General features: G+C 49.0%; 8 protein-coding genes, 1 pseudogene and 1 CRISPR repeat array (1 of these 10 running past the window's edge). Of the genes and pseudogenes, 7 read left to right on the forward strand and 2 right to left on the reverse strand.

Annotation, left to right across the window (positions count from 1 at the left end):
• A CRISPR array of direct repeats spans window positions 1–8701; the repeat unit is 30 nt; unit sequence CTTCTAATCGTACCTGAGTGGAATTGAAAT; it begins 1453 nt to the left of the window's first position.
• Window positions 8702–9133: 432 nt separating this feature from the next.
• The 5 genes and pseudogenes from ACYVAD_RS08030 (at window position 9134) to ACYVAD_RS08050 (ending at window position 14018) form a co-directional block, all read left to right on the forward strand.
• Window positions 9134–10183 (forward strand): ABC transporter transmembrane domain-containing protein, encoded by a 1050-nt coding sequence (locus ACYVAD_RS08030; protein WP_461138962.1) that lies wholly within the window; start codon window positions 9134–9136, stop codon window positions 10181–10183.
• Window positions 10176–11528 carry an HlyD family secretion protein gene (locus ACYVAD_RS08035; RefSeq protein ID WP_461138963.1) on the forward strand — a complete coding sequence of 451 codons (1353 nt, stop codon included), beginning with the start codon at window positions 10176–10178 and terminating at the stop codon, window positions 11526–11528. Before ACYVAD_RS08030 ends, ACYVAD_RS08035 begins: the two co-directional genes overlap by 8 nt.
• On the forward strand, window positions 11525–13105 hold the full coding sequence (locus tag ACYVAD_RS08040; RefSeq protein ID WP_461138964.1) for a TolC family protein: 1581 nt from the start codon (window positions 11525–11527) through the stop codon (window positions 13103–13105). The genes ACYVAD_RS08035 and ACYVAD_RS08040 overlap by 4 nt, the downstream gene beginning before the upstream one ends.
• A gap of 152 nt (window positions 13106–13257) precedes the next feature.
• Window positions 13258–13398 (forward strand): annotated as a pseudogene (locus tag ACYVAD_RS08045) (VOC family protein); the annotation flags it as partial.
• 50 nt (window positions 13399–13448) lie between these two features.
• Window positions 13449–14018: a sugar O-acetyltransferase gene (locus ACYVAD_RS08050; protein WP_461138965.1), complete on the forward strand. Its 570-nt coding sequence runs from the start codon at window positions 13449–13451 to the stop codon at window positions 14016–14018.
• Between the two features lie 49 nt (window positions 14019–14067).
• Here ACYVAD_RS08050 and ACYVAD_RS08055 read toward each other — a convergent pair whose 3' ends face one another.
• Together ACYVAD_RS08055 and ACYVAD_RS08060 are read right to left on the reverse strand one after the other, a co-directional pair.
• Window positions 14068–15522 carry a sulfatase family protein gene (locus ACYVAD_RS08055; RefSeq protein ID WP_461138966.1) on the reverse strand — a complete coding sequence of 485 codons (1455 nt, stop codon included), beginning with the start codon at window positions 15520–15522 and terminating at the stop codon, window positions 14068–14070.
• A 197-nt stretch (window positions 15523–15719) separates the two neighbouring features.
• Complete coding sequence (locus tag ACYVAD_RS08060; RefSeq protein WP_461138967.1) at window positions 15720–17090, reverse strand: arylsulfatase; 1371 nt, start codon at window positions 17088–17090, stop codon at window positions 15720–15722.
• 480 nt (window positions 17091–17570) lie between these two features.
• Here ACYVAD_RS08060 and ACYVAD_RS08065 point away from each other — a divergent pair, with 480 nt between their 5' ends.
• Together ACYVAD_RS08065 and ACYVAD_RS08070 are read left to right on the forward strand one after the other, a co-directional pair.
• A complete protein-coding gene (locus tag ACYVAD_RS08065; protein WP_461138968.1) occupies window positions 17571–19934 on the forward strand; it encodes a TonB-dependent siderophore receptor in 2364 nt (787 codons plus the stop codon).
• A 277-nt stretch (window positions 19935–20211) separates the two neighbouring features.
• On the forward strand, window positions 20212–21315 hold the full coding sequence (locus ACYVAD_RS08070) for a vWA domain-containing protein (protein WP_461138969.1): 1104 nt from the start codon (window positions 20212–20214) through the stop codon (window positions 21313–21315).
• Window positions 21316–21593: the final 278 nt, after the last annotated feature.

Consider the following 21593-nt stretch of genomic DNA (forward strand, 5'->3'; position numbering starts at 1 on the left):
CTTCTAATCGTACCTGAGTGGAATTGAAATACCAGTGCAGGTTGCTGAGCTGCTGATTATGCTCCCTTCTAATCGTACCTGAGTGGAATTGAAATTTGTCAGGTTTGGGACTGACCGGGTTTTCCTGATATCTTCTAATCGTACCTGAGTGGAATTGAAATTCGAACAGCAGGCCGGCTGGCTCGTCGATGACGAATCTTCTAATCGTACCTGAGTGGAATTGAAATTCCAGGGTTCGTTCATCAGCGGATTTTCGGACGGCGCTTCTAATCGTACCTGAGTGGAATTGAAATTTTGAAATCATTGGGTGCTGATTCTTGGACTGCTTTCTTCTAATCGTACCTGAGTGGAATTGAAATGCGTTTTTCCGATCAACTCGTTAATATTCGTTACATCTTCTAATCGTACCTGAGTGGAATTGAAATGAGTCCGGGCGTGGCCCGTTTTCGCCACTCGGTGAGCTTCTAATCGTACCTGAGTGGAATTGAAATACTTAGCTGGTGTTGATTCCGGTGTTTCACCAGCACCCTTCTAATCGTACCTGAGTGGAATTGAAATATGATAACCTGGTGTGTGGTGTGCAGCAGTGGCTCGCTTCTAATCGTACCTGAGTGGAATTGAAATACGGCTCCCCCCTCAACTAAGGGCGGGGTGGGGGTCTTCTAATCGTACCTGAGTGGAATTGAAATGCCGGGGGTTTTCCCGAAGCGGTGGCACGCGAAGTTCTTCTAATCGTACCTGAGTGGAATTGAAATGTGAAGGTTACAATCCCAGCGAACTTGTCAGCGAGGCTTCTAATCGTACCTGAGTGGAATTGAAATGCCTTTGGCTTCGTCGGTGTTCTTCTGCACGTGTTCTTCTAATCGTACCTGAGTGGAATTGAAATTGATAACAACATCATCCTAGGCCGCACGACGGCGGGCTTCTAATCGTACCTGAGTGGAATTGAAATAAGATATCGGAATGTTCGAAATTAATAAGTCTGGAACTTCTAATCGTACCTGAGTGGAATTGAAATTTCGCTAGAGGGTGATTTTTTACAATGAAGTAGAACTTCTAATCGTACCTGAGTGGAATTGAAATTCAGCTCGAAACCATCGAAGCAGACCACAAAAAGCTCTTCTAATCGTACCTGAGTGGAATTGAAATATATTTGTATTGTCCTCAAAGGCTCCCTCGATGCGCCTTCTAATCGTACCTGAGTGGAATTGAAATGCTATACGCTGCTTCAGACCAACGCGTGCGGAGTAACTTCTAATCGTACCTGAGTGGAATTGAAATACGCAAAGCAGCGTCACCAGAAGCGTTGCCGCGAACCTTCTAATCGTACCTGAGTGGAATTGAAATAGTTTGAACGGACCTAGCGTTTTGTTTTCTTCTTCCTTCTAATCGTACCTGAGTGGAATTGAAATATCAAACCTAGGACGGGTCCAGTAACTAGTCCACCCTTCTAATCGTACCTGAGTGGAATTGAAATGTTAACGATCGGGTGATCAACATGATTACCAACCGGCTTCTAATCGTACCTGAGTGGAATTGAAATACAAACGTAGGGGTGTACTCCGCCTGAAACGAGAGCCTTCTAATCGTACCTGAGTGGAATTGAAATATCCCTGCGGGCCAGTACGTCATGAGCGACGACAACTTCTAATCGTACCTGAGTGGAATTGAAATAAGAACATATCAGACAGCGTGTTGTTGGTCGTTGTCTTCTAATCGTACCTGAGTGGAATTGAAATGTCTTTAGGTCATTTCGGTGGCGTTCGATAGCCAACTTCTAATCGTACCTGAGTGGAATTGAAATGGCCAATATGGCAAGCCAATTGCGATAAGCGTTTTCCTTCTAATCGTACCTGAGTGGAATTGAAATGCGCTTTGGACCGGATTCGCCACCAACGATGACCCACTTCTAATCGTACCTGAGTGGAATTGAAATTAAAAAAGCGCCCAGCTATCAACCGGGCGCTTTACCCTTCTAATCGTACCTGAGTGGAATTGAAATATGCGTTGTAAGGCGATATCTGAAGCCCGGCGCGGCTTCTAATCGTACCTGAGTGGAATTGAAATGCGCGTTTAAAGGTAAACGGCCCCTGCTCTCAGCCCCTTCTAATCGTACCTGAGTGGAATTGAAATTTGGGACAATGCGCATTTCTGCTGCGGTTTCGTCTACTTCTAATCGTACCTGAGTGGAATTGAAATGAGGCTTTTCACCATCAACCGGCCCCGTTGATGCCACTTCTAATCGTACCTGAGTGGAATTGAAATGTTGCGTTCGCTTCGGCCCTGGTTCGGCGCTTGCTCTTCTAATCGTACCTGAGTGGAATTGAAATTCGTCTACACTTTCTCAACTCGATATTCTCGCGCACTTCTAATCGTACCTGAGTGGAATTGAAATAATCTGTTCCAGAGCACGGTTAAAAGCCCCACGCCACTTCTAATCGTACCTGAGTGGAATTGAAATGGGTTAGTTGTTGTACGTTGCGCCAGCAGAGCGGCTCTTCTAATCGTACCTGAGTGGAATTGAAATTACGTGAAAGCCTGGATGGAAGCCATTGGTTCGTCGCTTCTAATCGTACCTGAGTGGAATTGAAATGGGTCTTTTTGTCACCCCCACCACCTCGCTGGTGTGCTTCTAATCGTACCTGAGTGGAATTGAAATGCGTTAATCCTAGTGCTTCAACTTCCGTCTTGCCACTTCTAATCGTACCTGAGTGGAATTGAAATAAACCCAAACCGCTGAATAGTCATGGAGGTATCGGGCTTCTAATCGTACCTGAGTGGAATTGAAATGTGATGGCGTGGCGTCGTCTGGCCCAGGTGAGCGCGCTTCTAATCGTACCTGAGTGGAATTGAAATAAAATTCAGTCGATTCAATCATTACCGACCCGCCTTCTTCTAATCGTACCTGAGTGGAATTGAAATGCGCAGGGGGCGAAACGTTATCTCTTTCATTAGGCACTTCTAATCGTACCTGAGTGGAATTGAAATGGTTCGAGGTCGTCAACTCTATCTACTGGCTATTCGCTTCTAATCGTACCTGAGTGGAATTGAAATAAGCGATACGGCCAGCTTCTTCAGCGCCACGTAGCCTTCTAATCGTACCTGAGTGGAATTGAAATCTGGTGGTCTTTGGTGTTCTTTCCCCTGGGGCGTTCTTCTAATCGTACCTGAGTGGAATTGAAATCCCAGTTTAAAAAAGTATTTAATTATCGCCAGCCTTCTTCTAATCGTACCTGAGTGGAATTGAAATAGAAAGGAATTCATTACGAGTTCGTGCGGAAAACGTCTTCTAATCGTACCTGAGTGGAATTGAAATATGGTACGTGGAAAGTGCAAACTTTCGAGCGGGAACTTCTAATCGTACCTGAGTGGAATTGAAATTAAATACAACCCCATCATCAGTAATATATCCTGATGCTTCTAATCGTACCTGAGTGGAATTGAAATTGGATGGACCCTGCAAAATGGATTTCAGGGCGTCCACTTCTAATCGTACCTGAGTGGAATTGAAATACGAGCGCACAACCGTTGTTGCTGGTCAATCCGTTACTTCTAATCGTACCTGAGTGGAATTGAAATATTTGAGGGTTTTTTAGTGTCGGGGTGGCAGGATTCCTTCTAATCGTACCTGAGTGGAATTGAAATGCAAAATCAATTACGTAGGTCAGAATAACACGCCGGCTTCTAATCGTACCTGAGTGGAATTGAAATGTGGCTCCGGTTCTGGCTCCTGGGCTTCGCTTGCGCTTCTAATCGTACCTGAGTGGAATTGAAATTATTGAAATAGTCGTACATCTGCTGATAGGCTTTACTTCTAATCGTACCTGAGTGGAATTGAAATGTTGTCGGGCTTAGTCCGTGTAGTTCGACCAGGCGGGCTTCTAATCGTACCTGAGTGGAATTGAAATTGTGCCTCACCTATCCAGGTTAAACCAAGCATCTGCCTTCTAATCGTACCTGAGTGGAATTGAAATATAACCGAAACAATGGTAGTGATCTAAAGTAAGCATCTTCTAATCGTACCTGAGTGGAATTGAAATACGGAAACGGATCATTGATAATGATTGATGTGAACCTTCTAATCGTACCTGAGTGGAATTGAAATGTCGGCTGCTTAAACCGGCAAAAACATCATTATCAACTTCTAATCGTACCTGAGTGGAATTGAAATGGCTTATAGAATTTATCTGGAATCGCCTGGCGCGTTCTTCTAATCGTACCTGAGTGGAATTGAAATTGTGCCTCACCTATCCAAGTTAAACCAAGCATCTGCCTTCTAATCGTACCTGAGTGGAATTGAAATAATAGCGCGTTTTTTACTAGTCGTGGATCAGTCGCACTTCTAATCGTACCTGAGTGGAATTGAAATGTGTTCCTCAGCGTGGCGCGTTGGCTGCTCGTTCCCTTCTAATCGTACCTGAGTGGAATTGAAATCAGGTAATTCACGTTACCTTCAGCCCCCAAACTCTGCTTCTAATCGTACCTGAGTGGAATTGAAATTCAGGTGGGTAGCCTGCGTTTTAGGGGCGTCCTTGCTTCTAATCGTACCTGAGTGGAATTGAAATTAGCAGGAATAAACTGCATCGCAAAACGCAGCATCTCTTCTAATCGTACCTGAGTGGAATTGAAATGCGTTCGTCGTCGTGCTGGTGAAGTTGCCTTGCCTGCTTCTAATCGTACCTGAGTGGAATTGAAATATGAAGCCACAACGTTGTCTGTTGGAATGTCACCAACTTCTAATCGTACCTGAGTGGAATTGAAATCATGATGGAACGGGCCAACGCCCTGGCGGGGCTTGCTTCTAATCGTACCTGAGTGGAATTGAAATGCCTGATCGATGGGGATCAGCTGGACTACCTGAGCGCTTCTAATCGTACCTGAGTGGAATTGAAATCCACTGAAAGGCCTCAAAATTAATGGTCGGAAAGTCCTTCTAATCGTACCTGAGTGGAATTGAAATCAGGTAATTCACGTTACCTTCAGCCCCCAAACTCTGCTTCTAATCGTACCTGAGTGGAATTGAAATATACTCCGAACGCGCATCCTGAGCCACGAGCATGGACTTCTAATCGTACCTGAGTGGAATTGAAATGTCAGGGTAGGACTTGGTTTGCCTTACTCGTCATCACTTCTAATCGTACCTGAGTGGAATTGAAATGCTTCTGGCAGGAATCTTGTCCAATGTTGTTGCATACTTCTAATCGTACCTGAGTGGAATTGAAATGATTTCGCGCAGAACGACGGTCGGCTCCCGACCCAGCTTCTAATCGTACCTGAGTGGAATTGAAATGTCTGTCCAGGCGAATACGATGCCTCCTCGGGTCAGACTTCTAATCGTACCTGAGTGGAATTGAAATACGTGCCGAACTTGTCTATTTCCGAAATGAGAAAGCCTTCTAATCGTACCTGAGTGGAATTGAAATACGCCCCAGTCCGCACTGAAATTGTGGGCAGCATACTTCTAATCGTACCTGAGTGGAATTGAAATTGCCCGGGCCGTTCCTGTTGCCCTGGCTACAGAAGCTTCTAATCGTACCTGAGTGGAATTGAAATGACTAATAGCAACAGGTGTCTGGGAGTTGATCAAACTTCTAATCGTACCTGAGTGGAATTGAAATCAAGTCGGATTCCCACCAAAACCATAGTGACGACAATCTTCTAATCGTACCTGAGTGGAATTGAAATACAACCAAAGGCTTGTATTTCGGCGAAATCAGTGACTTCTAATCGTACCTGAGTGGAATTGAAATGAACCCAGACGAACGAAACCAGGCAGGCGGGGCAACCTTCTAATCGTACCTGAGTGGAATTGAAATTTGGGACGGGCGTTGCAGATCGCCCGCCGTCGACGCTTCTAATCGTACCTGAGTGGAATTGAAATGCTCGGTAAACTGACCCATCTTGGCCAGGGTCGCATCTTCTAATCGTACCTGAGTGGAATTGAAATGCAAATTCAGTTACACCCCCTGTTGGCTTAGGTACACTTCTAATCGTACCTGAGTGGAATTGAAATCGCGACAAAAGGCGAGATGCAGAGCTTTTTCGCGAACTTCTAATCGTACCTGAGTGGAATTGAAATGCTGTTGAGCGTGTGCATCTGGACCACATCATCCCACTTCTAATCGTACCTGAGTGGAATTGAAATTAAGCGCCAGCTGGCAGCTCCCATCAGCTCTCATTTCTTCTAATCGTACCTGAGTGGAATTGAAATAGGTCAGCAGCCAGAAGGCCAGTATGTTTTGCGAGACTTCTAATCGTACCTGAGTGGAATTGAAATGTGTAGCGAGCTGGGAAACTGGACAGTCAGTCTGCTTCTAATCGTACCTGAGTGGAATTGAAATTTAGCGTCAGAATAGTTCGTTTTTGCTGGGATTGTTCTTCTAATCGTACCTGAGTGGAATTGAAATAGCTTCATCGATACCCTTTTGAAGTGCTACAGAGCCTTCTAATCGTACCTGAGTGGAATTGAAATATCTGGTCCAGACCCACCCGTAGCAGGCTATCCTTCTTCTAATCGTACCTGAGTGGAATTGAAATCACCCGCGTGCTGGTGCTCGTTGGGAGCCTCCTCGGCTTCTAATCGTACCTGAGTGGAATTGAAATACGATCGGGCTGAATGGGCCAATAACCGGTTACGGTCTTCTAATCGTACCTGAGTGGAATTGAAATTTGAGTCCGGGCAACAACTTGTCGGAACTGAGTAATCTTCTAATCGTACCTGAGTGGAATTGAAATATTCGCTCAACCTGACCTTCAGTATGGGCCAGATACTTCTAATCGTACCTGAGTGGAATTGAAATTTGCAGCAGGCCATCTTTCCGGGTTGCCTGCAGATTCTTCTAATCGTACCTGAGTGGAATTGAAATAGAAACAACGCAAGGCGGATAACAAGAAAGACACCCCTTCTAATCGTACCTGAGTGGAATTGAAATTTTATAACTATCTCGTTAATGGTCGACTCGATTACACTTCTAATCGTACCTGAGTGGAATTGAAATTCAATAGTACCCGCCAACCAGGGGACAAACTGATCTTCTAATCGTACCTGAGTGGAATTGAAATCCCCCTATCGTTGCTAAACTGACAACAAGTGACGTCTTCTAATCGTACCTGAGTGGAATTGAAATTCGAATTATCATTTCAGAAGCGAACTGACCGGACTGCTTCTAATCGTACCTGAGTGGAATTGAAATGAAAGCGCTAAAACTCAAGTTCCGGCAACGGCTTCACTTCTAATCGTACCTGAGTGGAATTGAAATGAAAGCGCTAAAACTCAAGTTCCGGCAACGGCTTCACTTCTAATCGTACCTGAGTGGAATTGAAATTCCAGTCTGTTCACGTTTAGGTATGTAGTCAGGATCTTCTAATCGTACCTGAGTGGAATTGAAATGTATATGACCAGTTTCACAAGCGTCACCAACACTTACTTCTAATCGTACCTGAGTGGAATTGAAATCGTGCCAGACCCGCGTGTCGGCATACTCATCGCGCACTTCTAATCGTACCTGAGTGGAATTGAAATGGTGTATCCCGCTGCGGCTTCAACGACAGCATCCACTTCTAATCGTACCTGAGTGGAATTGAAATCTGAATTCGAGGAGGCTAAACTGAAAGCGATCGTCCTTCTAATCGTACCTGAGTGGAATTGAAATCACATATCTATCCTGATAGCAGCGAAAGGCTTCAACCTTCTAATCGTACCTGAGTGGAATTGAAATGTTTCTTTCAGTACCAGCTTTACCCCACCCTTGGCACTTCTAATCGTACCTGAGTGGAATTGAAATTCTACGTCGTCAAAGCTGATCGCTGGTGGGGTGTACCTTCTAATCGTACCTGAGTGGAATTGAAATACTTCGATGCCTGTGAGATAATCGAGCATTCGACGCTTCTAATCGTACCTGAGTGGAATTGAAATAGGGCCGACATTTTGCTGACGGCAACGCCACGGTCTTCTAATCGTACCTGAGTGGAATTGAAATGCGCAGCGTGTCCTTCATGCTGGCCAGGAGCATAACCTTCTAATCGTACCTGAGTGGAATTGAAATGTGTAACAGGACATACTGCCCCCAACTCATGCCCAGCTTCTAATCGTACCTGAGTGGAATTGAAATTGCTCAATACGCTGAAAAAGCTATTGGACGCCCTAGCTTCTAATCGTACCTGAGTGGAATTGAAATAGTGCCTGGGCTGGGACAGTAAACTAAAGCCCGAACTTCTAATCGTACCTGAGTGGAATTGAAATGACACGAAGGCCATCTAACAAATGATCCACGCCCCCTTCTAATCGTACCTGAGTGGAATTGAAATGCTTCTGGAGTTGGAAGACATTCAGGAACGCTTCAACTTCTAATCGTACCTGAGTGAAATTGAAATGCGATTCTGATCCAGGTGGATCGGGTCGATGTACGACTTCTAATCGTACCTGAGTGGAATTGAAATATGGCGTAGTTCGCTGATCTGGCTCGACAAGCGCCGCTTCTAATCGTACCTGAGTGGAATTGAAATATTCTGCGGCTTGAGTAGAGGCAGACTGCCCATCTTCTTCTAATCGTACCTGAGTGGAATTGAAATACTACTTCCGCTGTAACGTGGCGTATCACCGGGAACTTCTAATCGTACCTGAGTGGAATTGAAAGAACGATAACCCAGTGTAGGGATGAAACCCCAAGGACTTCTACTCGTACCCAAGCGGAATTGAAATAGGAGTTATGAGTGGTGTGGCCAGCGTTAGAATAATCCCCTTTCGGACTGAGAGATAAATCTGAACGTAACGCGTCATCTTATACCAGAATGGTGATCGAATCTAATTGGCGACAGAATGCGTATTAGTTCTTAGATGAACCTGAGGAAAAATACGTAGGTGCCATAATAGAATTTTCAAAACTCAATGACCGATTGTTGGTTACATACCTGTCGTGCTAAGTAATTGATCATCATTTACTACTCGAATAAAGCTAGCGGCAAAGAACGGACAATGCGATACTAGTAGAATACAGCCCTATCCAGGAATAAGTCAATTTAACTTTTTTTTAGAAATTCTTAGTTGACCACCGCAAACCAAAAAAGAATTTCTGTCGTTACCGGATTAATGGCTTTTTAATGCCATTTTAATGTCAACCTCTTACCTCTACTCATGGCAGAAAGTACCCACCTGCAGCCACCTCCGACGCCGGTTCAGCGCCTGATACGACTGTTAGGCACTGAACAAAAGGACATTGGCTACATTCTTTTGTTTGCAACTATTACCGGTCTGATCAGTCTTACTCTTCCCCTGGGTGTACAGGCCGTTTTCAATCTAGTTTCCAGTGGACTGTTATTCAGCTCGGTCTACGTAATGATTGGTTTGGTAATCATCGGAGTTATCGTTTCCGGACTACTCAATATTGTCCAAATTACGCTGGTCGAAATTATTCAGCAACGAATCTTTGCTAAGACGGCATTCGAGTATACGTACCGGCTACCCCGTATCAAACCGGAAGCGATGGAGGGCCACTACCCGCCTGAACTGATGAACCGTTTCTTCGATGTACTGACGCTCCAGAAAGGCATGTCGAAGCTTCTGATTGACCTGCCGACGGCAGTTATGCAGATTCTGTTTGGTATTATTTTGTTGTCGTTCTACCACCCGGTTTTTCTGGGATTTGGTCTGTTTACGCTTATTGTGATCTATCTGGTTACCCGCCTGTTTGGCCCGGAAGGCTTGCGAACCAGCATTAAGGAATCGAGCGACAAATACAAAGTAGTCGCCTGGCTGGAACAATATGCCTTGAAAGTCTCTGAGCAACGGGCAGCTGCTCAGGATGGGTTACCCGAACCGGGTGCTGGTTCTGATAAGGGTATGAGCCCAATCGATCAGATCGACAAAAAACTGGTTAGTTACATTACCGACCGGAATGACCACTTCAGTATCCTGAAGCGGTTTTATTATACCTCCGTTGGTTTCAGTACGCTGATTACCGGAGGCTTACTGATTATTGGTACGACACTCGTCGTTGGACGACAACTGGCACTGGGTCAGTTTGTGGCGTCAGAACTGGTTATTGTCCTGATTGCTGCCGCTGTCAACAAGCTCATCTCCAGCATCGACACCGTGTTTGACATGCTGACGGGCGTGGAAAAAATTGCCGCCGTAACTGACCTACCGATCGACACCGAAGATACCGAAGACGTAATTCATGCTTAATTTATCGAACCAGCGAATTGATGAGCGGATGTTCGAAGAGTATCCGCTCAAAACATTACAAGAACTTCCACAGCCCCGTAGTAAACGTCGACTGGGTCGATGGATGATTTTCTTTCTGATTCTTGGCCTGATCGTTTTGCTTTTGCCCTGGCGGCAGAACATTAATGGTACTGGCTCTATTACGGCACTTACGCCCCAGGACCGTCCACAGACTCTTCAGAATGCCATTGCTGGCCGAATCGAACGCTGGTCGGTGCGGGAAGGACAGTATGTCCAGAAGGGGGATACTTTACTGATTATTTCCGAAGTAAAGGACGAATACTTCGATCCAAATCTGCCCCAACGACTCAACGAGCAGTTGGCAGCTAAGCAGGGGTCCCGATTGGCCAATGAGGCAAAGGTTGAGGCATTGGATGGGCAAATCTCTGCTCTGGGTTCCGGGGTCAAAGTCGATCTCGCTACCGCTCGGAACAAGGTGCGCCAGAACCGCCTACAGGTAGGTATCGACAGCGCTGACCTGAATGCTATTCGCCGGAACTACCAGATTGCGGTTGCGCGGCTGGAACGGTATGAAAAAGGCTTCCGTGATGGCTTGTTCTCACTTACGGATCTGGAAACTCGCCGAATCAACCTGCAGCAAGATTACGCCAAAGTAGTCATGCAGGAAAACGAGCTGAACGTAGCCCGGCAGTCATTGGCGAATGCCGAGCTGAACTTGCAACTGATTCAGGCAAAATACCAGCAGGATATTGCGAAAGCAATGTCCGACCGGAGCTCCGCCATTTCGAGTCAGGCCAGCGCGGAGAACGAGATTGCCATGATGAAGAATAAAATCAGCAATGTCAGTGTCCGGCGGGGGTATTACGTCATTCGCGCTCCGCAGAGCGGTTACGTCGTTCGGGCGATAAAAACGGGTATCGGCGAAACGATTAAAGAAGGCGAATCCATTGCTACGCTCCAGCCAGCCAATCCGAACCTGGCGGTTGAACTATACGTACGGGCTATGGACGTGCCCCTGATTCAGCGTGGTCGACTGGTTCGGCTTCAGTTCGATGGCTGGCCTGCTATCCAGTTTTCGGGCTGGCCTGCCGTGGCAGTCGGTACGTTTGCGGGTCGGGTTGTCGTTATCGATGCCGTTAGTAGTGAGAATGGTAAATACCGCCTGCTGGTAAAACCGGACGTTATGCCGGGCGATCAGCCCTGGCCTGAGCAATTGCGGGTTGGGTCTGGCGTAGCGGGCTGGGTTATGCTCGACGACGTCCCCATCTGGTACGAGATCTGGCGGCAGCTTAATGGCTTCCCCCCAAGTTTGCGCAGTGAACCTGAGAAAACGGAGAAGTTATGAGGATACACATTTCATTTCTCTGGGTCTGGGGCATGCTGCTTTGGGCTGGATCGGCATTGGCACAACGAGTCCCCCCGGTGCCGGTTATAACACCGAAGCCATTGCCAATCTATACTGATAGTCTGTCCAGAGACGCCATTAACCGTACAGGGACGTCGCGGGGGGTAACGTCATCGACCGTGGTTGGTCCGGGGAATCCGCTTGATTCGGTATCGATTTTTTCGGCCGACGAGTTTTACCAGGCCATTCTGGATCACAACCCAATTGTTCGGCAGGCGGCCCTGCTTCCCGCCGAAGCGCAGGCCGAAATTCAGCAGGCGCGTGGTGCGTTCGACCCGCGGCTTTATTCGGACTACCGCCGGAAACACTTCGGTAATACGTTGTATTACGATAAATGGGAGTCAGGGCTGAAAGTACCCGTGTGGCCCGGTGGGCTCGATGTTAAGTTGGGATACGACCGAAACCGGGGCGAGTACCTGAATCCTGAAAACGTAGTGCCGCCAACGGGACTCGTTGCGCTGGGCGTCAGCGTTCCTCTTACGCAGGGTCTGCTGATTGACTCCCGGCGGAATACGTTACGGCAGGCGCAACTGGCGATTAATCTGGCCGATGCTGATCGGCTGAAGCTGATCAATAAAACGATTTACGACGCGGCCAAATCGTACTGGGATTGGTACCTGGCTTATCAGCAATTCCGGTGGACCGATCAGGGGTTGCAGTTAGCTCAGACCCGTTTTCAGGCGATCAGACGCCGGGCGTTAATTGGTGATGCAGCTCCGATCGATACAACGGAAGCGTTAATTACAGTTCAGGATCGACGGGTACAAATTCAGGATGCAGCCGTCAACTTACAGAATGCCCGGCTTACGCTGACGGCTTTCTTGTGGAGTAGTCGGGACGGTGCTACGCCCCAGCCGATCGATCTGCCCCTGACGGTTATTCCACAGACAGCCCCGCCTAACCTGACCAATCAGGTTCAGCTGGACGAACTAATCACCCGAGCTTCGCAACAACACCCGGAACTGATAAAATTGGCTACCAAGCAGCAGCAGCTGACGATTGAGGAACGTTACCGGCGCGCTTTATTGCTTCCCAAAGTAGCCTTTGAAGCCAGTTTATTAAGCCGCGGACCGCTCTCAGAAGCTAATTCTGACGGGGCTAATTACTACAGTTTCCAGCCCAGCAACCATAAGATTGGCGTCGACTTCGCTTTTCCGCTGTTTCTACGTACCGAGCGGGGTAAGCTCCGACAGGTACAGCTCAAAAATCAGCAGACGGGTCTGGAGCGGCAACAAACTGGCCGGGACATTGTCAACGATGTGCAGCGCGCCTGGAACGAACTGGCAACACTGGAACAGCAAATTGCTACCCAGCAGCAAACGGCAACGAATCAGCAGGTGCTTGTTCGCGCCGAAGCCGAAAAGTTTTCGCTGGGAGAAAGCTCGTTGTTCCTGCTGAACAGCCGGGAAAGCAAGCTTATTGATTATCAGGTCAAACTCGAAGAGCTACGCGCCAAGCACCAGAAAGCATTGGCCAACTTATGGTATGCAGCCGGTGCCAACGTAGGAACGCGATAGCGCGCTCGACTCTGTAAGAGCACTAATCTTGTTGTCTATGTCAACAATGCTGACAGCGATCCGGCAAATCTACAAACCAAAACAGCCGACGGACTAACCGTTGGCTGTTTTGGTTAATTACCAGAAGTGATTGACCCTATGTCGACGCGCTTTACGAAACGATCAACGCGAAAAATGTTCCCATCAAGATCGATCTTCGTGATGAACCCTGGGGTGACCGCCATTTTGCCATTGAAGACCCTAACGGGGTTGGAATCGACCTCGTCCGTTACGCAGCCCCTCAAAAACCGTAAGCCAATTGGCACCAAATTGGGTTATATCACTAACCTTAACGGAGTGCTCTATGACGGAAAAAGAAAAAATGCTGGCCGGTGAACTCTACATCGCCCTCGATCCACAACTAACCGAAGAACGTACCCAGGCCCGGCTCCTGACTCAGGAATTGAATAACGGCCGGGAAGATCAGCCGGAGCAGCGCGCCCAATTGCTGAAAAAATTGATCCCAAAGGCCGGGCCGGGACTCTGGTTGCAGCCCCCCTTCTACTGTGATTACGGCTACAACATCATTACCGGCGAGAGCGTATTTTTCAATTTCAACTGCGTCGTGCTGGACGTAACGACCGTTACCATTGGCGATCGAACGCTGTTCGGCCCAAACGTACAGGTATACACGGCTACTCACCCCATCGACCATGAGGTCCGATCGTCGGGGGTGGAATACGCGAAACCCATTTCCATCGGCAGTGATGTCTGGGTGGGCGGCAGTGCCGTCATTTGCCCCGGTGTTAGCATAGGAGACCGAACGATCATTGGTGCAGGCAGTGTCGTTACCCGCGACATCCCAGCGGATGTTTTCGCGGCCGGCAATCCCTGCCGGGTTATCCGACACCTTACCGCCGACGATAAAGCCTGAATGTAAAAAGCCGCCGATGTGCATCGGCGGCTTTTTACATTCAGGCTTATTATTTATTAATCCGACCTGGCTCCCGTACGTTAGCGCCATTGCGTTGCTGGATATCGTCTCCCAAATCAGCGCGGGCCGCTTCCCCCAGCTTTTCCAATTTGGATACGATCTCGGGATACTGCGTCAGCACGTTGTACCGCTCACCCGGATCGCGCCGGAGATCATAAAGTGCCTGAGGAAACTCATGGGTTTCGGTGAGTGGACCGGGTTTCCCGTTCTGACCGGGCAGAAATCCTTCGTACGTCCGGCCGGGATGCCCAAACACCAGTTTCCAGTCGCCCTGCCGAACGGCCTCCAGGCTGTTTTTTCGGTAGTAGTAGTAAAAATGATCGCGGGGTGTCGCAGAGTCGTCTCCTTTCAGCAGCGATACCCAGTCAACACCATCGATTCGATTTTTGGGAAGCTGCGCACCACACAATTTAGCGACTGTCGGCAGTACATCCATCGTTGTCAGCAGCTTATTGCTTACCCGACCGGCGGGTACAACACCCGGCCAACGTACTAGACAAGGCACCCGGTGGCCGCCCTCGAAGGAGGTTCCTTTTCCCTCTCGGAAACCACCCGTCGAACCGGCATGTTCGCCGTAATTCAGCCAGGGTCCGTTGTCGCTGATAAAAATGACCAGCGTGTTTTTGTCCAGCCCCTGTTGTTTCAGCTCGCCCATAATCTGCCCTACCGACCAGTCGAGCTCAGTCAGTACATCGCCGAAGAGACCCCGCTTCGTTTTTCCTTTAAACCTGGCCGAAGCCGCCAGCGGTACGTGGGGCATGGGGTGCGGTACGTATAAAAAGAATGGTTCTTTTTTATGACGCTTGATAAACGAGATGGCTTTCTCGGTGATGGTCGACGTAAGCTGGCTGGCATCGTCCAGGTTTTTGATTTCCTGCTTCTGCTCGTTTCCCTCGATCCATTTCAGCGGTGGATACGTGCCCGTGGGATGCAGCGGCCACATATCGTGTGAGTACGGAACACCATAATATTCATCGAAGCCCTGTTGCAGAGGCAGAAACGGCTTTTGATCACCCAGGTGCCATTTGCCGAAAATTCCGGTTGCGTATCCCTTTACTTTCAGCAACTCGGCCAACGTTTCTTCGGCTGGGTTCAAACCAATGGGTGAGTTTGGCCCCAGTGCGCCGGCAATACCCAGCCGGTTCGGATAGCAGCCCGTTAGCAGGGCGGCCCGCGATGCACTACAAACGGCCTGGGCCGCCAGGAAGTTGGTAAAGCGGGTCCCTTCCGCAGCCATCCGGTCCAGATTGGGCGTTGTATAATCCAATGCTCCGGTACTCGACAAGTCGCCGTAGCCCAGGTCATCAATAAAAAACAGTACAACATTTGGGCCTGTTGGCGTTGGAATTGGCTTTTCAATCCAGGCACTGCCAACAAAAGCAATGCTGATCAATACGCTGCTGATGGCAATTAACTGGAGTAATCGGTTGGGGGCACTACGCATAAAAAAACTGGTTTATGGACTGCCATTCCTGCCGGCAGTTATTTTGTGACAGATGACTTGGGGTTTACAATTTCCCAGTCTCGGATGTGCGATGGTACGTGTTCGCGGGCCACGATGGCGTCAAACTGTTTCGTTAACGCCGGGTGTTGCCCAGCGATGTCCCTTTTCTCCTCCACGTCTAGGCTTAGATCATAGAGCTACCAGGGCGCTCGTTTATTCTTACGCAGCTCCGTTTTCACGGCTTTCCAGTTTCCCATCCGGATAGCGATCTGCCCCCCTTTTTCGGGGAACTCCCAGTAAATGTACGGGTGCTGTTTTTGTTTGACTGATTGTCCCAGCAGGGTCGGCAGAAACGACAGCCCGTCTGTAGCGAATGAGAATTTATAACCGATTATCTCAGCCAGCGTGGCCATTAGGTCAAATTGTACGGATATGTGATTCGTTACCTGTCCGGCCTTGATCCGGCCGGGCCATCGGGCCAGCATGGGTTCACGAATACCACCTTCGTACACATCCTGCTTCAGGCCACGCAGGCCACCAACGCTGTTGAAATAAGGCGCGTTAATGTTCCCTGACTCGAAGGTCGTACCGTTATCGCTCGAAAACATGACCAGCGTGTTGTCGTCCAGCTTCAGGTCTTTCAGGAGTTGCATCAGTTGACCAACCTGCCGGTCCATGTGCGTAATCATTCCCGCATACGTAGCGCGGGGGTGTAACGTCGACGCGTAACCATTCTGCCCATAGTAGGGCCGCTCCGGATTTCCATTGTCGCCAAATTTACCGATGTATTCGTTCACGGCTGATTCCGGAGCCTGGAGTGAATGGTGCGGAGCAGTGAACGACAGATACAAAAAAAACGGCTGATCCTTATGCTGCCGGACAAAGGCCTGCGCCTTCTCACTTTGCTTATCCAGCGCGTAGTCCTTACCCCGGAAGTAGGCAAAGTCTTCGGGCCGGGCGGTTTCGGGGTTCAACGGTTTGTGAACCGTAATGACCGGGTTGTTCAGCCGCACCGGTTTGCCATTCTCCCAGAGGTGAGTCGGGTAGTGATTATGCGCCTGTTTCTGGTCGAGGTAACCGTAGAAATAATCGAACCCCTGTTCATTCGGATTACCGGTATTGTACGCCATACCCAGCCCCCGTTTTCCAATGCAGGCTGTTTTGTACCCCGACTGTTGAAGCATTTTGCCGATCGTAAACGTACCCGGATAGAGCGGCATCTGGCCACCCTCCAGCGAGTCCGGGAAGTCGCCCAGCTCGTAGTTGCCCCGGATGTAGGAATGTCCGCCGTGTTTACCCGTCAGCAGCATACACCGCGCGGGTGCGCAGACCGGGGCACTGATGTAGTGCTGCGTAAAGCGCATCCCGTCGCGGGCCATCTGGTCCAGGTGGGGCGTTCGGATCTTCTGCTGCCCGTAACACCCCAACTCCCCATACCCCAGATCATCGGCATAGATATAAATGATGTTAGGGCGGGATGACGCCTGTTGCCGAGGCACGTAACCAGCAAGCAAACTGGTGGCAACCACCAAAAACGCAACGGGAACAATAAGAGAGAATGGCTTCATGCTAAATAAACTCAACGGCTCCCTGAATTTACTATCCTGCCAAATGGTAGTCTGCGTAAGCGATGGCGTTAGATACAATCCCCCTGGTCCAACTTCCACTTCAGACCATCACTACTAACGTGGTTAACACCCCCTACTCTGCCTCTATGTAACGCCTTCAAAGACAAACCCAACGGTCCATTCCCAACAAGCAGTTCCCCAACTGGTAATACTATCAAACGTAAGGAGCTAAATACTCTCGTATAAATCAGAAGAACCATTCATAAATGTGATACTATATCCCTCTCCAGCACACAGCAATAAGATTCCCAGTAATTTACTAATAGTCAATTGTTTACTTTAAGATCGTTTCATTGCTCATATGCGCTGTTGCTCCCCTAGTTTCTGCTTACTTAAAAAGTTTATTTATATAAAGTCTAAATAAATAACGTTTTGACTTTTACCTTTGCGGCTGTCCTACGAAACCAAGGGAGAATCAAAATGAAGAAAATTTATCCGCTAACGGTGCTGTTCTGTCTCTGCAGCAGCCTCTTATTTGCTCAGACGGGCAATATCCGCGGTAAAATCACAACGGTCGATGGTAACCCGGCCGAATCAGTAAGTGTACGCTTGAAAGGTACGGGGCATGGTAACCTGACGAATACCCAGGGTAGCTACGAATTGAAGAACATCAAGGTAGGTAGTTACATCATCCAGGTTTCACTGACGGGTCTGGAAACGAAGGAGCAAAGCGTGGAGATCCGGTCTGGCGAAACCACGGAAGTACCAACGATCACGCTGAACGAAAGCGCGAACCAATTACAGGAGGTTATGGTCCTGGCTGGCCGGGGTAAGTACAACGATTCGAACTTATCGAACACGTTACGTTTGGCTGAACCCATCCAGGAAATACCCCAGAATATTCAGCTGGTGAGCAGCAAAGTCCTATCGGACCAGTTGGTAACCAGCCTGAGCGACGGCGTAATCCGGAACGTCAGTGGTGCAACCCGGCTGGAACACTGGGGCGATATGTACGCACGGATCAATGCCCGCGGGGGCCGTCTGTCGGCCTTCCGGAACGGGATGAATATTACGTCGACCTGGGGACCACTTACCGAAGACGTGAGCTTTGTCGATCACATTGAGTTTGTGAAAGGCCCTGCTGGTTTCATGATGTCGAACGGCGATCCGACGGGTCTTTACAACGTCGTGACGAAAAAGCCAACGGGTACAACTAAGGGTGAAGCCAGCCTGCTGCTGGGCAGCTACGATTTTTACCGGGCCGCCGTCGATCTGGACGGCAAACTGAGTGGAGACGGTAAACTGCTGTATCGCTTCAACCTGATGGGGCAAACCAAAAATTCTTTCCGGCCTAACGAGTACAATAATCGGTACAGCATTGCCCCCGTGATCAGCTATAAACTGAGCGACCAGACAACGCTGACGGCCGAATACATTCTGCAATACGCACAGATGTCGAACGTGGGTAGCTATTACTCATTCAGTGCCCAGGGCTACGGTTCGTTACCCCGCGACTTTACGCTGGCCGAACGGGGCATGGAGCCAACGACGATCTACGACCATAACGTTACGCTCAACATCCAGCACCAGATCAGCCCAAACTGGAAACTGACAGCGCAGGGATCGTACTTTAACTACCAACAGGTAGGCAGCTCGATGTGGGTTAACTCCGTTGAAACCAATGGTGATGCGATTCGGTACGCTAGCCTCTGGGATGCGTCGAACGTCTCGAAATTTGGGCAGGTGTACCTGAATGGTACAGCGCAGACGGGTGGCGTTCAGCATCGTGTTCTGGTAGGTCTGGATCTGGGCTCGAAGGAGTACCTGGCTGACTTCAATCAGTCCCGCAACCTGGATTCGATTGGCACGTTCAATATCTACCGGGCTAACCGGGGAGTCCCTTATTACGGTCTCCCCCGCTTCGACCGCAGCCTGAGTCTGGCCGAACGGGCGAGTATCTACGGGAACATTTTGTCGCAGTCGTACACCGGCATTTATGTTCAGGACGAACTAGGCTTCTTTAATAACCGGCTCCGGCTGACGCTGGCGGGTCGTTACACCGACGTGCGTCAGAACTCGTATAACACCATCACGACCGGCAAACGGTTTACGCCCCGTGTTGGTTTAAGTGCTTCGATCAACCCGCAAACGACCGTGTACGCACTGTATGATCAGTCGTTCGTTCCACAATCCGGTATTCGTCGGGACGGTGGTGAGGTCAAACCCATCACGGGCAACAACATGGAGATTGGCCTGAAACGTGACTGGTTCGGCGGTCGCTGGAACACAACGCTGGCCCTGTACAGCATTCTGCAAAACAACCAGAATCTGGCAGATCCGAGCAATACGGCAGCCGAGCAGTTCATCATTCAGTTTGGTCAGACCAAAACGCAGGGCATCGAATTTGATCTGCGGGGTGAAATCGCTTCGGGGCTGAACCTGGTGGCGAACTACGCGCTGACCGATTCTAAAATCTCTAAATCAACCGTCGAAGCGGAAGTCGGCAATAAAGTGCCGGGTTATGCTAAACACAACGCCAACGCCTGGTTGAGCTATCGTGTTCAGGAAGGTGCGCTGCGTGGCGTAGGTGTCTCGCTGGGCTTCTCGTACCAGGGTGATCGGACGACCTGGGCCTGGACCGGTGCTTCGGGGCAACAGCCCTTGCCCGATTATTTCCGACTGGATGGCGGTCTGTTCTGGCAGCGGGATCGGTTACGGGTTACGGCTAATGTGTACAACATTGCCAACGCCTATCTGTATTCGGGCGCTCCCTACCTCGGTTACTACTACTGGCAGTCGGAACCCGGCCGCAACTCGCGGATAGGCGTTAGCTACAGCTTTTAATTCCCGATTGCTGGTCTGAGCCAGTATCCATTACCGATCAGCCCCTGGTTTCGGATTCAGCAGATGTGCCGAATCCGAAACCAGGGGCTGACTTATTTCCGGGGTAAATTGTTATATTTGGTAAAGACAGATTCAGTTCGATTTCTAAACTCAACCAGACAGAAGAACAAATCCAGAAAACGTACTGTTCTCCCTCTGTCCACCCCTGCAAAACATCTACAGAATCGACAGCGGAGCTATTCGCTCAATCACTTATTCGAAACTCACTCATTGCTATATGAAAGGCTTTCAGTTTTCTAATTACGTACCACCCGAGCAGAAAGATGGCAGTAAGTTCGACCAGTTACTGAACATCTTTCAGCAACTGTTGCTGCTGACCTCCGGTGACGTTGAACAGGCGATGTCGTGGATGAGTCAGCTCGACCGTCAGTATAATCTGACCGACGACAAATACGGTATTGGTAATTTCTTCGACGACCTCAAAGAGAAAGGTTATCTGACCGAAGACAATCAGGAAGGCAAGATTGTGATGACGCCTAAGAGCGAGCAGACGATCCGCCGGTCGGCCCTCGAAGAGATTTTCGGCAAACTCAAACGCTCCAAATCGGGCGGTAACCACCAGACACCTTATACGGGTACCGGCGATGAGCTCAGCAGCGACCTCCGGACGTATCAGTTTGGTGATACACTGGAACAGATTTCGATGACGGAGTCCATCAAAAACGCCCAGATCAACAGTGGCGTGGATGATTTCCGACTGATGGAACGCGACCTGGAAGTAACCGAGAAAGAGCAAAAAACACAGACCTCGACGGTATTGATGATCGACATCAGCCACTCGATGATTTTGTACGGCGAGGACCGGATTACGCCCGCCAAAAAAGTGGCGCTGGCCCTGACGGAACTGATCAAATCGAAGTACCCGAAAGACACGCTCGATATCGTTGTGTTCGGCAATGATGCCTGGCAGATTCAGGCCAAGGACCTGCCCTACCTGGAAGTTGGTCCGTACCACACCAATACCGTTGCGGGCCTGGAATTATCCATGGATTTATTACGTCGGCGAAAGAACAAGAACAAGCAGATCTTCATGATTACGGACGGGAAACCAACCTGTCTGAAAGAAGGGATCAAATATTACAAAAACTCGTTCGGACTGGACCGGAAAGTGGTAAGCAAAACGCTGACCCTGGCGGCTCAGTGCCGTCGACTGGAAATTCCGATTACGACGTTTATGATTGCTTCGGACCCGTATCTCAAACAGTTCGTGCAGGAGTTTACGAAAGTGAACAACGGCCGGGCGTACTATAGTGGTCTGCAGGGTCTGGGTAACATGATGTTCGAGGATTTCCAGCGCAACCGCCGGAAGAATATCAAATAACACGTAACGCGTGCATTCATAAAAATAAAGTCGGGGCAGTCGTTCCGACTTTATTTTTATGCCTATTCATGTCTCTTCGCCACTGATTGTCAGTCACTATCCGAAAAACTGACGACATACCTGACAAACCTTTCTAATTCGCCCCGTGTCAGCATCGCACTCAAATTACTTGATAGCCAGCAGCCTGTTACGTTCGGTTACCAGTCCTTTTAGAACGTGTTGGGGAATTAAGTTTGGTAATGATCTTCGATACGCTGTAACATGATCTGGCTGTTGGC

This window comes from Spirosoma pomorum (assembly GCF_054776615.1).

Coding starts and splice junctions, on each gene's coding strand:
- ACYVAD_RS08030 (WP_461138962.1), top strand. CDS start 9,134: ATGGCAGAAAGTACCCACCTGCAGCCACCTCCGACGCCGGTTCAGCGC.
- ACYVAD_RS08035 (WP_461138963.1), top strand. CDS start 10,176: ATGCTTAATTTATCGAACCAGCGAATTGATGAGCGGATGTTCGAAGAG.
- ACYVAD_RS08040 (WP_461138964.1), top strand. CDS start 11,525: ATGAGGATACACATTTCATTTCTCTGGGTCTGGGGCATGCTGCTTTGG.
- ACYVAD_RS08050 (WP_461138965.1), top strand. CDS start 13,449: ATGACGGAAAAAGAAAAAATGCTGGCCGGTGAACTCTACATCGCCCTC.
- ACYVAD_RS08055 (WP_461138966.1), bottom strand. CDS start 15,522: ATGCGTAGTGCCCCCAACCGATTACTCCAGTTAATTGCCATCAGCAGC.
- ACYVAD_RS08060 (WP_461138967.1), bottom strand. CDS start 17,090: ATGAAGCCATTCTCTCTTATTGTTCCCGTTGCGTTTTTGGTGGTTGCC.
- ACYVAD_RS08065 (WP_461138968.1), top strand. CDS start 17,571: ATGAAGAAAATTTATCCGCTAACGGTGCTGTTCTGTCTCTGCAGCAGC.
- ACYVAD_RS08070 (WP_461138969.1), top strand. CDS start 20,212: ATGAAAGGCTTTCAGTTTTCTAATTACGTACCACCCGAGCAGAAAGAT.